A 14,547-nucleotide genomic window follows, 5' to 3' on the forward strand; every position below is an offset into this window, starting at 1 on the left:
AAAGGTAGTTTTTCCGCGAATTTTCACAAATAACTTTTTAGTCGTCAACGAGCTAATTGGACGCATAAAAAAACCGTACCCTGAAGGATACGGTTCCGCTTACGTTGGTGGAGGACAATCTCCTCCGGAAAGTTACTCATACATGCGATCGCCAATGGATGCCTGTAGGTCGTATATGCTTAGTGCATAGTCAATTTCTGATTTTAGCAGCAATAACCGGCTGTTCGATACCGCAGTGGTGGCGTCGAGCAAATCGAGGTTAGTTATGGAGCCAGCCTTGAAACTGGTTTCAGCCAGTGAAAATGCGTCTCTTGCCTGCTTCAGCTGAAGTTTGAATTGCTGCACCTTATGAGCCGCAGTTTCGACGTTGGCGGAACTTTTAATTACATCGCTTGCCACTTCACGTTGCATTCGCTCCGTTTCGTAAACCGAACTTTGTATGCCCGATTTAGCGAGAAGTTGTTGGTTCTTGTTCCGGTTAGCGTCATAAATCGGGATATGCAAATCCAGACCTACCGCATAGTTGGGTTTGAACTGATAAAGGTCGGGGAGGTACCCGTCCTTCGCTCCGGCCGAAGCAAATGCCTTTAAGTTTGGCGTATTCTTCGCTTTAATCAAATTCAGGTTCAACTCTGCCAAACGTGTTTTTTCACGAGCAATTTTCATCTCGTCCCGATTGCGGACTGCCATATTAATCATGGTGTCAGCCTTCAGGTTCCGGGTTTTATCGACCGTAAGTTTTTCTTTGACGAAATGGTGCTTTGTTTCGGGCTCACCTAATAGGGTATTGAGCACTGCCTGTTGAATCCGGATAGATGACAAAATATCCAGTTTTTGGCTTTTTACTCCTGATATTTTCACTTTCGTGGAAAGCGCCTCATATTGCGTTGCCGAACCGGTTGCCATCTTTTTGTTGATGAAATCGAGGTGACGCTGCAAATTGGCCAGCTGCTCATTTTTGATGTCGATGGCTTCCTGCAGAAATAGCAAACTGTAGTAAGTGTGTACTGCCCGGATAGACAGTTGCTGCTTAACCCGTTCCAGCGTTTGTTTACCCAACTGTTTGCTTTCTTGCTGATAAGCTAAATTAGCCGCCGTTTTTCCGAAATCATATATGGATTGGCTGATATCAACTGTCGCCGAGTAATTGTCGTTGGGATTCATTTGAATTTCGCCCATTCCCGGAACCGTGAATTTGGTGACAGGGCCAATATGCGAGTAGCTGCCGTTGACACTTACATCGGGATAGTGGCCCGAACGTGCCAAATCAATTTGGGTGTCGGCTCTTTTTATGGCCTCTTCCGCTTCTTTTACCGAAGGGTAACTGCTGACCACTTTACTGATGATGCTGTCAAGCGAAAGCGAGTCGGTTGGTGAAGTTTCCATCGCAACCGTTTCAGTTTGTGCACTCAGTTGCTGCGAAAATGCCATCACAACGCCAACGAGTAATGGTAATATATGCTTTTTCTTAATCATGATTCACTCGATTTTTTGCTTCCAATTTTTTCCTTGTATGTAACCAGAAAACAGGTATTCCTCCTATCAATGTGATGATAGCCGCTATTAAAAAGTCATCGTCAATTCCCTGAACAAATGCTTCACTGCTTACATGACCTATCAGCACTGATTTCGCCTGCATGGCTGCGGTTCCGAGGGAACTTCCGGTAGTATGCTGAATATAGTTGGTCAGTCCGTGAGTTACCTGCTTAAAAGTTTCCGAGTTTGCATTCAATGCTCCACCATAGATCGTGGTATGAAACTTTATCCGGGAAGATAGCAGGGTTGCCAGAATTGCTACACCGAAACTACCTCCCAATTGTCGAATTACGTTGAACAGACCTGATGCCTGCGCCATTTGGTGCCTCGGAATCTCAAGCAGTGAAATAGCACTCAACGGAGTAAAGATGATACCCATTGCCAGCCCACGGATATACAGTGAAGTCATAATGTAGTTGTGCTCTGTCAGCCGCGAAAACAAACTGTTTAGATAGAAGCTAAGCGCCAGCAGGATAATTCCCAGGACAACGGGAATTTTTGCGTTGTATTTGTCTGCGAAACTACCGGCAATTGGCGATGCTGCTCCCTGGATAAATCCGATAGGCAAGAAAACGGCTCCCGCCTGAATCGCTGTATACCCAAGGGAGTTTTGCAAAAACAGGGGCAACAGGAATGTACTACCGAACATCCCGATACCAAAAATGAACATGATCAGGTTGCTGATTGCGAAGTTGTAGTTCTTCAGTAGTTTCAGGTCCACCAGCGGCTTATCCACCGTTAACTCAGTAATGATAAAAATGGTGAATGCGATGGCTGAAATGGCAAAAGAGATCAGTATAAAAGGAGCATGCCAGCCTTCGCTGTTGGTTGCTGCATTTCCTTCTGATAGAGCATAAAGCAGCACCGGAAGAAAAATACTGACGGACAGGAATCCTATTAAGTCGAATTTTCCTACCCGGTGATTGACGTATTCCTGTTGGATAATCATAGTGACCACCATACCGATAATCCCAACCGGCACATTGACGTCGAACATGAGTTTCCAGCTGAAATTATCGACCAGGTATCCTCCAATCAGCGGACCGAAAGAAACGGATGCTGCGGCTGAAATAGCCCAGAATCCAAGCGCTGTTCCACGTTGCTCCGGTGGAAATTCGCGGGTAATAATTGCCATCCCGATAGGCATTAGCGAACCTGCTCCCAATCCCTGAATAACTCGGGAAAAAATGAGCATATCCTCATTGCCCGACATTCCGCACATCATGGAACCAAAGGTGAACAGGAACAGGCCGAAGAAATACATGCGTTTGTGCCCAAAACGATCGGCAAACCATCCGGAGGTCGGAAGCATGACGGCCATGGCGAGCATGTAAGCTGTCAGTACCCATTCTATTTTATCGATGCTCACTCCGAACGAAGCCATGATTTTCGGTAACCCCACATTGACAATGGTGGCATCCAATACCGCCATAAAGGTTCCAATCATGACATTTCCCAAAACCCACCAACGATAAAATTCGCTCTTGGGATGATACGATGAGTCTCTGGTCCGGAGAATCCGCCTGATTCGGTGAGCAAGCGTTATTTTCCGTGGGTGGCTCATTGTCGAATAATTTTAATGACTGATGACATACCGGCCATCAGATTGAATTGACTGATTTTTTCGTTGTTGTCAGCTTTGTCAATGGATATTTTCACCGGAACACGCTGGGTCACTTTCGTGAAGTTTCCGGAAGCGTTGTTCGGCGGAATCAGCGCAAACTGCGAAGCAGTGTTCGAACCGATATAGAAAATCTTGCCAAAGAAGGTGACACCCGGATAGGCGTCGATGGTGAATTTGGCCGGTTGACCATCTTTGATTTCACCTACGCTGGTCTCTTCCAGGTAAACGGTAATCCAGTAGTCGTGGTTGTTCGAGATGGTAACAACCGATTGACCGGGTTGCGCCATATCTCCTTGCAATAACCAACGTTTGGCAATCACTCCACTGATAGGAGCGTAAAGTTTTGTATTATCCAATGAAGCCTCAATCACGCCCACTTGCGATTTGGCTGTATTGATGGCAGCTTTTGCACTTTTAATTTGCGATTGCGCTACCTGTAGTTGTTTTTGAGCTGCCTGGTAAGTTGCTGAAGCAGCTTCGTGTGCTTTTTGCAGGTGCTCGAACTGTTCCTGTGGAATAACTCCTCCTTTGAACTGTGTTTTCCCCCGCTCAAAGTCGTCTTTGCTTCGTTGCAGGTTCACTTTCAGCACTTTCAGGTTTTCTTTGTTGTAGCTGTACTGCGCCTGTGCCTGAATCAGTGCTGTTTGTGCCTGTTCAACAGCTGCTTCGGTCTGGTTTTTCCGGGCAACCAAATCGGTGCTGTCCAGCTCAGCAAGCAGTGTTCCTTTTTCCACTGTGTCGCCTTCTTTTACGTACATTTTCTCAACGCGGCCCATCATTTTGGCGCTCACGGCCACTTTATCGGCATCAACATACGCATCATCTGTTTTAATGTAATGCGTATATTCTTTGTAATAGTGCCAACCAATACCCAGGACGGCAACAATAACAATGGCCAGGGGAAGATATACCCTGACTTTCTTTTTCCTGTTTTTGTTCTCGCTTGTCATCTATTTATTATTGTTTTTTATTTCTGAATTCCACGTATAAAAACTTCTGTAAAGCGGTTGGTCTTCTCCACCAAAACTGCATATTCCTCATCGTCGAGGAAGAAGTATTCCTTGTTTTTGATGAAAGTGGTTCGAAGCCCCCGAAGGATATCAATGAAAAGCTCCGCTAACTCATCCGGATTATCTTTGCTGAAACTGCCATTTTCCATGCCCTGTCTCAGTACATCGCTCATAATCTGAATTTCCTTGGTTTTGGAACGAATCCAGGAATCATTCATGAGTGACTTGAATTCCCTGATGTTACTCATCTTGAATCGGCTGAGATTTAAAAAGGTGCGGAATAGTTCCATGCGGGTTTTCACAAAGTTTCGGATCATCTGATCCGGAAACTCTGACTGTTCCATATTTCGCCGGAGATTTTTGACGAATTCATCGTGCTCCTTATCAACAACATGAATATAAAGATGCTCCTTGTCAGGGAAATAGTAATAGAGCGAAGCTTTGGAGATACCCAGATCTGAAGCAATTTCACGCATGGACGTTTTTTCCAGACCATAAATTCCGAAACGTCGTTGTGCCGCCTCAATTATTCGATTGAGTTTCTCTGTGTTTCCTCCGGTATGTTTTACCTGAACCATTCTATTATTCTCTTTGACCTTATTGTTAGAAGGGTCAAAAATAATACAAGTAAGTCGCAGTAATGTTTCTTAAATCTTAAATATTTAGCGGAGTATGTAAGAATTCACATAAACACTTTTTAACAACATTATGACAATAAGAAGGTAAGACAACCAAGCTTGGCGTTGAAATATTGGTTGTTATTTTGTTGGCCAGTGTTTGTGCTTACCTCCATTGAGTTGTTCTTTTTCGGGTAGACGGATGTGCAAGCGAAATATTTTATATGGAAGGATTTTTTAACAAAATGCGGTGGTTTTTCAGAGCGGATGCAGAACGCTGAACAAGGTCATGAATCCTGAAAACAGTGTAATCAGGATACAGATTTTCTGAAACAGACTGACTGAAACAATCCGGCTGAGTTTTTGCCCGATGAGAATCCCAAAAATCATGATGGGAAGCTGAAAGGCTGTTATTTTTAATGTTTCAACGGTAAGCATATGGCTGAATGCATATCCGACGATGGCCAGCGTAGCAGTTGCAATATTGAAATAGGCGAACTTGCCCCGAAAATCGTCGTTGGAAACGTTGAGTGACGTGAGAAAAAGCGCAAGGGGTGGACCACTGATGGACGTAAAACCTCCCAGAAAACCGCTGGTCAAGCCGGCAGTTACCGAGCCACGTAAAGGGTCTTTGATTTTAAAACGAAAACCCTTTAAAAAAGCAACGGAGACAATGATAAGCATTGCTCCCACAAATATTTTGAACGGACGGTCTTCGATGAAATTCAGCAATATCACGCCGGGGATGGTTCCGATAACTCCCCAGATTGGAATTTTCAGTGTATACCGGTTCAGTTTCAGGTTCGGTATTTTCAGAATAATCTGCGTGGAAGTAAGTAGGTTAAACAGGGTTAGTACCGGGATGACTACTTTGGCCGGATAAAAAATGAGCAGAAAAGGCATGGCAAGCAGGGCAAAGCCAAAGCCTGTCAAACCTTTCAGTACTGATGCAAATAGTATGACTATTGCGATGAATACCCATTCCATATTTTTTGGTTAATTGAGAATCAGGATGGAGGAGACGGAAACGAGGGTCCAGAGAACCAGTCCCATCAGGACGGGCCGCCATCCTGCGGATTTTATGTCTTTTTTCGAAATTCCTGCTCCGATGAAGAACAGCGCCACCAACAAGCCCTTTTCTCCCAGCCAGCTCAAATGTGCAAATGTATGGCTCCAATGAGGGATATAATGAGCAACAATCATGGCTACTACAAATAACGGAATGAACCACGGAATGTTGATGCGATTGTCACTTTTATTTATCAGTGCGGTTATTATGGTAACCGGAATAATCCACAAAGCGCGGGTCAACTTCACGGTAGTCGCAATTTCCAACGCGTGAGGGCCGTAAACACTGCCGGCACCTACAACCGAGCTGGTATCGTGAATGGCAATAGCTGCCCAATATCCGAAGGTTTCCTGTGAAAGGTGCATAATGTGTCCCAGAACCGGAAAAAGGAACAGCGCAACGGAATTCAGAATGAAAATGGTCGCCAGTGCAAAGGATATTTGGCGGTTTTCGGCTTTTAAAACAGGAGCAGTAGCTGCAATGGCGCTCCCGCCACAAATGGCTGTTCCTACCGAAATCAGGTAGGAGGTTTTCTTGTCGACACGGAAAATCCATCCGAGGAATAACCCAACCAAAATGGTTGAGACAACTGAAAATAGTGTGATTTTGAAGCCGGAGATGCCAGCCGTTAATACCGTTCCCAGGTTCATTCCAAATCCCATGAGGACGATGGAGGCCTGCAATAGAAAAGAAATTGTTCTGCCGGTTTCGGGTTTGGCGTCTTCGTGTCCAAAGAAGGATAACGTGAGTCCGGCTGCTAAGGCAATGGGGGCCGAAACAAAGGGAAACAAAATAAGAGCCGGAACGGCCCGGTATAAAAATGTAGAGGTTGATTTGAGACTCAGTGCTTTTTTCATGAATGTAGATTTTCAGCAAATCTACCGGAAGGTCATAATGAAAGCAAATACTTAATTCTTATATATTATAACGCCATGTTATAGTTTCTGACAAAATCAACAAAATACTTGACGTTTCCGGTTAACGGCCCTTTGGGATACGCAAAGCGGAACTTTCGTTTGATATTCAATCCTTTCACAGGAATAATCTTCAGGGTATTGAGCTGAATTTCCTTTTGAATGGCATTTACAGAGACAAGGCCGATTCCGTTGAAGCGGGGAAGGAAATTTTTAATGGCTTCTGTACTTCCCAGGTGAAGAATAACATTCAGCCGATCGAGCGGGTAACCGGCACTTTTTAAATATTGCTCAATGACTTCCAAAGTTCCGGAGCCTCTTTCACGGACTACGAGCGGGATGTGCTGAAGTTCGGCGAGTGTGCCGTTTACATTCCGGCCAAATTTGCAGGTATGTCCCGCGATAACTACAATTTCGTCATCCGAAAAATCAACGTATTGCAAATCAGTTTTGCTGGAATAGTTCTCGACCATCGCTAAATCGATACGGTTTTCCTGCAACTTCTGCTCCATTTCAAAAGAGTTGCCGTTGATTAGGCTGACTTCAATATCGGGGTAACGGGTATGGAATGCTGCAATTACTTCGGGAATTACGTACTGCGAAATAGTGGAACTGGCTCCTAATCGTAAAGAACCGGAGAAGGTTTGCTTCAGGGTACCGAGCTCGTATTGCAGCTCATCATACAGTACGTGCGTTTTCTGTGCAAAACGGTACACAATTTCGCCTGCTGCTGTTAATGTAATACGGTTTCCCTTTCGGTTGAACAGGGCAAGACCCAATGTGTTTTCGAGTTCGCGAATGTGACGGGTAACGGCTGGTTGGCTGATGTACAGCTCCTGTGCAGCTTTGGTAAAACTCAAATTATTGGCGACAGCCAGAAAAACCTGGTAACGGTAATCCATGCGATTGTTTTATGACGTCCACATCAAAAATAGAACGAAATTCGGGTGATTGGTCTTTTTTAATGAAAAAATCCTGAACAGGATTGCTTGGCAACTACCTGGACAGGATTTTAAAATGATAATAGAGTTCGTCTTTACTCAGTATAATTTATTCATGTACTCAAAAAACATCAGAGTCTTTCGGCTATTAACGTTTGCGTCGGGTAAAGACTTAGTTGGCTTGCTTCTTGAACCAGCCGTCAACCAGCTCTTTATGTTCGTCGTACCATTTTTTTGCAGCCTGATCTTCTTTGCCGGGAGCTGCTTCTATAGCCAACATTAATGATCCCAGCAGATCGTCGTTCATTTTGAAGTTGCGGAAGAAAGTAGCAGTTTCCGGATTTTTTTCAGCCCAACCTTTGGTTGCATAAGTCGAAATGGTTTCTGCTTCACCCATTACTTTCTTCGGATCCTTCAAAATCTTCAGTTTATACCTGGCAAACATGGTGTGAGGCTTCCAGCCGGTTACTACAATCCACTCTTTTTTGTCGTATGCTTTTTTCAATGAGGCAAGCATTCCGGCTTCACTCGAAGTAACCAGTTCGTAATTCAAATTGTAATCTTTAATTACTTTCTGAGTAATTTTCATGATACCGGCTCCCGGGTTAATACCGATGATTTTGCCATCGAACTTGTCTTTGTATTCGTTCAATTGGTTGATGGAGTCGATGGTAACGTATTGTGGAACAACTAATCCCAGACGACCGTCTTTGTAGACGATTCCCAGTTTTTCAATTTTATCGCCAAATTTATCGAGGTACGGTTTGTGTGTAATCGGGCCCCAAACCTCCATGAAAACATTGGCATCGCCTTTGGCAACAGCCGCGAATACAGGTGCTACGTCAGCGTTAATCAAATCGACTTTGTAGCCATGTGCTTCCAGAGCTACTTTGGCCAGGTGTGTATCAGCGATACATTCCGCCCAGTTCACCATCGCAATGGTTACTTTCTTCTTAGCGCTTTTTTCAGAGTTATTCTTCTTTGAACCACCGCAGGAAGTCAGCATCAATGCAGCAGCTGAAATGATTGTAAGTTTTCGTAATAAATTCATATTCTTTTATTATTTAGATTTTCCAAGATGTTGTGTTATGCGGTCGAGGATAATGGCCAGCAGTACAACGGCCAAACCACCTTCGAATCCCATTCCGATGCGTAACTGGCTGATTCCCTGAAGGACAATTTCGCCCAGTCCTTTGGCACCAATCATGCTGGCAATTACGACCATGGACAGAGCCATCATAATGGTTTGGTTAACACCTGCTAAAATGGATGGCATTGCCAGCGGCACCTGAACTTTTACCAGCAACTGCCGCGAAGTAGCACCAAATGCTTTCGTCGCCTCGACAATGTCTTCGGGTACCTGTTGGATACCTAAAGAGGTAAGCCGGACAACCGGCGGCATGGCAAAAATGATGGTTGCAAAAGCTCCGGGGACGGTTCCCAAACCGAAAAACAATACGGCCGGTATCAGGTAAACAAAGGCCGGCATCGTCTGCATAAAGTCCAGAATCGGTCGGATGATCCGATTGGCTGTCTGGCTTCTGGCGGACCAGATTCCAAGGGGAATTCCCAGTGCAAGTGCCAGGACAGTTGATGAGAGCACCAGTGCAAAAGTTTGCATGGTTTGGTCCCAATAGCCCATCGCGTAGATGAACAGCAGGCCAAGGAGAGTCAGGAATCCGTTGCCGATTCCGGCACGCCAGAAGGCTAAGCCAGCCATCAACGCAATAGTGACATAAAACGGCATCCATACCCAGAAGGCTTCAACTCCGCCAATGAAGTTGGTCATTCCATAGTTAACGCCGTCGAAAAAACCGGAGAAATTGGCTGTCAGCCAATTAATAAAATGTTCTATATAGGTTCCAACGTCGATCATAAGTCAATGGCATTTTGAATGATTCCTTGTATTTCCTCTTTATCTTTACCCGTCATTTCCACAATGATGGAAGTTTGCGATACCAGTCCTAACAGGAAGTTCTCCTCGTTCACTACCGGAATGGGAAGATCGGTTTCCGTTAATATCGGCAGCATGTCTTCCACGGTTGTATCGGGATAGACCGAATGGACTTCGGTATTGACAATCTCTTCGATGCTCTTGGCGCCTTTTTTCTTCGCTTCGATAACATCTTCCAATTGAACAAAGCCGATAAAAGTCCGGTTGGTCCGGATAACCGGAATAGTCTTCAGACCAGCGTCCCGCATTTTGCGAATGACCACTTCCGGACCGTCTTTTTTAAGGCGGGCGACTGTGGGTTTTTCGAACATGACGGAGGAAGCCGTTACAATTTTACCTCGTTCGACTTTTTCAACGAACGATTTAACGTAATCATCGGCCGGTGCCGTCAGAATATCTTCTGAGGTACCTACCTGAACGATCTCGCCGTCTTTCATGATGGCAATACGGTCACCGAGTTTGATTGCTTCATCCAGATCGTGCGTAATGAACACGATGGTTTTCTGCATTTTCTCCTGCAAGATCAGAAGTTCATCCTGCATTTGGTTGCGAATCAGGGGATCAAGCGCCGAAAATGCCTCATCCATCAGCAGTACTTCGGGGTCGTTGGCCAGTCCCCTTGCCAGACCTACACGCTGCTGCATCCCACCGGAGAGTTCCGAGACTTTCATGTCCTCATAACCTTCCAGTCCAACCAATGCGATTGTTTCGCGGGCTTTCTGTTCACGTTCTTCTTTTGGAATCCCTTGAATTTCAAGGCCAAATGCAACGTTGCTCAGAACAGTCCGGTGCGGAAGCAAGCCAAAATGCTGAAATACCATCGCAAATTCTTTCCTTCTGATATTCAGCAACTCCTTGTCGGTCGACCGGGTAATATCCTGGTTGTTGACAAGTATTTTGCCTGCTGTAGGTTCGATCAGCCGGTTGATGCACCTAAGGAGCGTGGATTTTCCACTTCCCGAAAGGCCCATGATTACAAAAATTTCACCCTCTTCGATGTTCAGACTGGCGTTGGTAACCGCCACAGTACATCCGGTAGACGATAAAACCTCGGCTTTGCTTTTCCCTTCACGAGATTGTTTCAAAGCCTTTTCCCTGTGTTTTCCAAAAATCAGGTAAAGGTCTTCAATGAGAATTTTCGTCATACGCTTTTAATTAAAAGTAGTAACCAATGTTGATGTTAAACCATGAGTGCCACTCGTTGTCAGAACCCCGACCAAGTCCGTGTCCCCATGGGCCAAACCAGTCCTGGTTTTTACCTGATGCGTAATCAACGTAGGTGTACAATCCTGCTTTCGTCGAAATCAATGATCCAACTACGTTCATCTGGGTATCAAGGAAACCATCAACATTTTTATTCATGTAGTTATAATCTTCGTAGAACTGAATGCTGGTAAACGGTCCCCAGTTCATCGGAATCGTATACGCAACACCGGCCGTGTAAACCTGGCCTTCTTTGGCAACCTGGTATGTGTAGTTGTATGCGGCCATGGTCACCGTGTTCGTGTTTGCATCTGAATTATACGCGTAAGTAAGTGCTTCCAGTTTCACATTTAGCTGCTGTTTCGGAAGGAAATTTCCGTCGAAGTGAGCGGCAAAGGCGTAGTGGTCTCCGTTACCTTTGGTTACATGGTTGAATAACCGACCGTATTCAGCCGAAACACCTACTTCGCTGTGACCAAATTTACGGGCAATCCGGCCGTTCCATTGACCACGTTCTTCATCGTCGCCGGCTACATCGTAAGAGTAACGGGCAGGGTCAACACCGTAACCGCTTGAACCATCGGAAAAGGTATTCCAGGTTTTTCCGCCTTCTGCATTTTTATAGAAGGCCATCATAAAGTCCCAGTCGTCGGTTGAGTGAACCAGTTTGATACCGGTATCATAGTCATCTTCCAGACCTATATAGTAAGGCAGGTTAAAGAACCATGAGTGACTGGCGTAAGGCAAATCGCCAAAAGGTACCTGGTTGACACCCACCTGGAGTTGAGTGTTCTTAGAGAAATCGTATCCAACAAAACCTTGTTTCAACATTCCACCGCCGAAGTCTGACGGATAGAAGCGGTACTCTGCATTCAGGAATAATTTGCCATAACGTGCTTTGGCGTTGATTCTGAACATGTCGAGCACCCAGTCACCACCGACATCGGTGTTGGCCTTGTCCCAGGATTTGTAGCGGTAGTTGAAACGGAGTGCTCCGCCAATCTGTACGCTTTTTTCTTTTTTTTCGTTTTGAGAGAATAGGGGGGTAATTAAAAACAATAGTAATCCGGTAATTAAAATTTTCCTTTTACTAATAACCATAATTTAATTGTTTGATTTAAAATGATGTCTTCAAATTTTAAGGCATCAGCTTCAGCTAAGAACTACTGAAGTGTTAGATATGTTCTGTGCGACAAAAGTATTCCTTTTGGGGGGGATTAACAAATATTAGTCTGAATTAACGATTGTTTAGGATTCTGTTTTTGGTTTTAAATAGCTGAAAGTCAGTGTGGGCGTGTGGTTTTTGCTTGAGGGGGCCAAAATGTCTGGGATTCAGGCTGCAAATTAGGTTCTGCAGAACATATATAAAATTTCTGTTAAGTCTTTGACTCAATTTTGACAATTGAGTAGGTTGTAAATTGTAAACAGTTAGTTCGAAGAGGAATTGTCGTCAGAAATCGCGTACATTTTCCTCGCCACCGGTGAGGACAGGGGAGGCGTCGATGTCTTCGATTTCAAGCATATCGATGAGGGTGTCGAGGGCACCGTTGATTTTATTGATTTCCTCGTCGGAAAGATTGCGCAACTTTACATCCAGTCTTTTCTGCATCAGGTCGGGTGTGTGTGTCAATATCCGCTCGCCGCTGGAAGTCAGTGCTATGTTGGTGACCCGCTTATCGCCTGATTTCGGAAGCCGGGCGACATATCCTTTCTTCTCCAACCGGTTGATGATTCCCGTCATCGTGGATGAGTTCAAACGCATGTGATCGCGAATCATGCGTTGTGTTGCCTGGTAGTTCGGAGCTTCCTTCAGGTATTCGAGGCATAGCAGTTGGGGGATACTCACGCCATACTCTTTCTGTACTTTCTTCGATTCCAGGTTAATGGAGCGAACAATCCTTCTGATTTTAATAATGACGGGTGTGAAATCCATAATTCGAAATGAGTCATTTTCACCTCAAAATTGCAAACTTTTCGCGAAAACTCTACATCTTCCGTCAGGCTTTTCCCTCATTTGGCTGCGACGGGACAAAAAATACTCCCGTCGCAAACCGACGGGAGTATTACTGGAATCGAATAACAGGAATTAAGTAGTTAATTGTTTGTTAAGCTTACTGTTTGATATTAATTCCTTCTCAGTTTTCGCTGTATTTTTCTGATGGCCTGATCGATGGATTTTTCCGGCTCGATGACGTTGTACTTACCCCAGAATTCAGGGTCGGAGAAACCTGATACAGCGTCGCTCATGATGACATTCATCTTCATTCGATCGGATGAGCGGAACGGTTTATCCTCAGTTTTCTGCCAATCGGTAACGGCCATCTCGATAGTCGATACATAGTGGGAGTTGAAAAGTTTCTTGTCCCAATTGATTTTAAACGTTACCTGGCCGCGGGAATATCCGAAGTACCATTTGCCGTTCTTTTCACGATAGTTGACCATGTACGCTGCTTCGGTTGGGTATACTCTTGCCCCGATTGGTTTTCTCTTGATGAGAATGTCTGCAGCTTTCAGTTCGTCGGATGTATCCATATTGAACGTGGCGCTGGTGATGGCAAGTGATTCGGTATCGATGAATAATTTGCCGTAGAAGAGCGCGTCGATGGCACCGGGCCTGGGTTTAAATTCGAGAACGTAAACCAGTTTTTCGTCGATACGCGTTACGCTTGCCAGGTTGAACTCATAGTTTCCAATCATGTCATCGGTGAAGATGATGTAAGGATTTTTCATGATGTCCATCAACAGGTTGGTGTACGGACCTCCCTGGAGTTTGAATACCAGTGTATCCAGTTTCGAGTAATCGGTGCTTTTCCGACCTTTGAATAACCTGACTTTGTCGGCTCTGGCCGAAGAATAAGGCTGTTTGTAGACATCAACTACGGCTTCGGCAAGCGATACATAACTCCATCCTTTTTTTATGGTTTCACGATAGAAAGCCGTCATTTCCAAAGGTTCTTCAACATAGTTGTCCTTTTTCTTGTACATGACAGTCCGAATGAGCAGGTCGGGATCTGTCGGGAAGACCTTGATTTCGCTAAGCGAAACGGCTAAAACATCGAGTTCGATTTTGTTCCGTTCGGGTTTCAGACTGGAAACAGGAACCTGTTTGTTTTTATAACCAATGTAGGAAATGGTAATGTTTTTATCCAATTGGTCTTCAGGTACCTTCAGAATGAATTCACCATCGGAGTTACTCACTGTTGCGATGTTGGTTCCATCAATGGCGAGTGTGGCAAATACCAGCGGATCTCCCGATTCGCTATCGCGAACCTCACCTTTGAAGGTCTTGTAGTTTTGATTGTCTTCCGGCTGGCTGCGGGGATACGAGTCGGCTGCTGTGGCTGCTCCCGAAATGAAAACGAAGAGAAGTAAGGTAACCCATACCTTCATGTTTTCGAAACTGATGATTGACTGTTTTGTTTTCATGGCTTAAGTTATTTAGCGTTTCTTGCTTTGTGCTTTCTACTCTAAAGACAAACCGACTTGAAAATGCCCTTAATCATTTTGTCATTTTTTTTACCATCAGGTTATTTTTCTTATCGCTGAATATTTGCGAAGTATAGATATTGGCTTAAAATGATATATGGCGAAGTGGTGGGGGCGGGAATAATAGTAACTAAATGGCTACAACGAGTAACCAAGTTGCCGGTATCTCTTCCGAAGTGAGCAGAACGAGTAA

At 44.7% G+C, this 14,547-nt stretch carries 13 protein-coding genes; all 13 read right to left on the minus strand.

Annotation, left to right across the window (positions count from 1 at the left end; all coding sequences use genetic code 11):
- Nucleotides 1-132 precede the first annotated feature (132 nt).
- The 13 genes from GJU87_RS06705 to GJU87_RS06765 all read right to left on the minus strand — a co-directional run bounded on the left by GJU87_RS06705 (nt 133) and on the right by GJU87_RS06765 (nt 14,294).
- Nucleotides 133-1,476: a TolC family protein gene (locus tag GJU87_RS06705; protein WP_153638825.1), complete on the minus strand. Its 1,344-nt coding sequence runs from the start codon at nt 1,474-1,476 to the stop codon at nt 133-135.
- On the minus strand, nt 1,469-3,100 hold the full coding sequence (locus tag GJU87_RS06710) for a DHA2 family efflux MFS transporter permease subunit (RefSeq protein ID WP_153638826.1): 1,632 nt from the start codon (nt 3,098-3,100) through the stop codon (nt 1,469-1,471). Before GJU87_RS06710 ends, GJU87_RS06705 begins: the two co-directional genes overlap by 8 nt.
- Nucleotides 3,097-4,110, minus strand: a complete 1,014-nt coding sequence (locus GJU87_RS06715) for an HlyD family secretion protein (RefSeq protein WP_153638827.1) — start codon at nt 4,108-4,110, stop codon at nt 3,097-3,099. The genes GJU87_RS06710 and GJU87_RS06715 overlap by 4 nt, the downstream gene beginning before the upstream one ends.
- A 17-nt stretch (nt 4,111-4,127) precedes the next feature.
- A complete protein-coding gene (locus tag GJU87_RS06720) occupies nt 4,128-4,748 on the minus strand; it encodes a TetR/AcrR family transcriptional regulator (RefSeq protein ID WP_153638828.1) in 621 nt (206 codons plus the stop codon).
- A gap of 297 nt (nt 4,749-5,045) precedes the next feature.
- Nucleotides 5,046-5,774: a sulfite exporter TauE/SafE family protein gene (locus tag GJU87_RS06725; protein WP_153638829.1), complete on the minus strand. Its 729-nt coding sequence runs from the start codon at nt 5,772-5,774 to the stop codon at nt 5,046-5,048.
- 9 nt (nt 5,775-5,783) lie between these two features.
- A complete protein-coding gene (locus GJU87_RS06730) occupies nt 5,784-6,713 on the minus strand; it encodes a YeiH family protein (protein ID WP_153638830.1) in 930 nt (309 codons plus the stop codon).
- A 65-nt stretch (nt 6,714-6,778) separates the two neighbouring features.
- Nucleotides 6,779-7,672: a LysR family transcriptional regulator gene (locus GJU87_RS06735; protein ID WP_153638831.1), complete on the minus strand. Its 894-nt coding sequence runs from the start codon at nt 7,670-7,672 to the stop codon at nt 6,779-6,781.
- 211 nt (nt 7,673-7,883) lie between these two features.
- Entirely contained in the window at nt 7,884-8,762 is an 879-nt protein-coding gene (locus GJU87_RS06740; RefSeq protein ID WP_153638832.1) for a glycine betaine ABC transporter substrate-binding protein, read from the minus strand.
- Nucleotides 8,763-8,771: 9 nt separating this feature from the next.
- Nucleotides 8,772-9,587: a proline/glycine betaine ABC transporter permease gene (locus GJU87_RS06745; RefSeq protein ID WP_153638833.1), complete on the minus strand. Its 816-nt coding sequence runs from the start codon at nt 9,585-9,587 to the stop codon at nt 8,772-8,774.
- A complete protein-coding gene (locus tag GJU87_RS06750) occupies nt 9,584-10,810 on the minus strand; it encodes a glycine betaine/L-proline ABC transporter ATP-binding protein (RefSeq protein WP_106543513.1) in 1,227 nt (408 codons plus the stop codon). Before GJU87_RS06750 ends, GJU87_RS06745 begins: the two co-directional genes overlap by 4 nt.
- Before the next feature lie 10 nt (nt 10,811-10,820).
- The gene (locus GJU87_RS06755; RefSeq protein ID WP_211297898.1) at nt 10,821-11,969 is read right to left on the minus strand and encodes a hypothetical protein; all 1,149 of its coding nucleotides are present in this window, start codon (nt 11,967-11,969) and stop codon (nt 10,821-10,823) included.
- 349 nt (nt 11,970-12,318) lie between these two features.
- Nucleotides 12,319-12,801 carry a MarR family winged helix-turn-helix transcriptional regulator gene (locus tag GJU87_RS06760; RefSeq protein WP_153638834.1) on the minus strand — a complete coding sequence of 161 codons (483 nt, stop codon included), beginning with the start codon at nt 12,799-12,801 and terminating at the stop codon, nt 12,319-12,321.
- A gap of 191 nt (nt 12,802-12,992) precedes the next feature.
- Nucleotides 12,993-14,294, minus strand: a complete 1,302-nt coding sequence (locus GJU87_RS06765; RefSeq protein WP_153638835.1) for a carboxypeptidase-like regulatory domain-containing protein — start codon at nt 14,292-14,294, stop codon at nt 12,993-12,995.
- Between the last annotated feature and the right edge of the window lie 253 nt (nt 14,295-14,547).

Origin of the sequence: Prolixibacter sp. NT017 (assembly GCF_009617875.1) — a bacterium.
GTDB lineage: Bacteria > Bacteroidota > Bacteroidia > Bacteroidales > Prolixibacteraceae > Prolixibacter.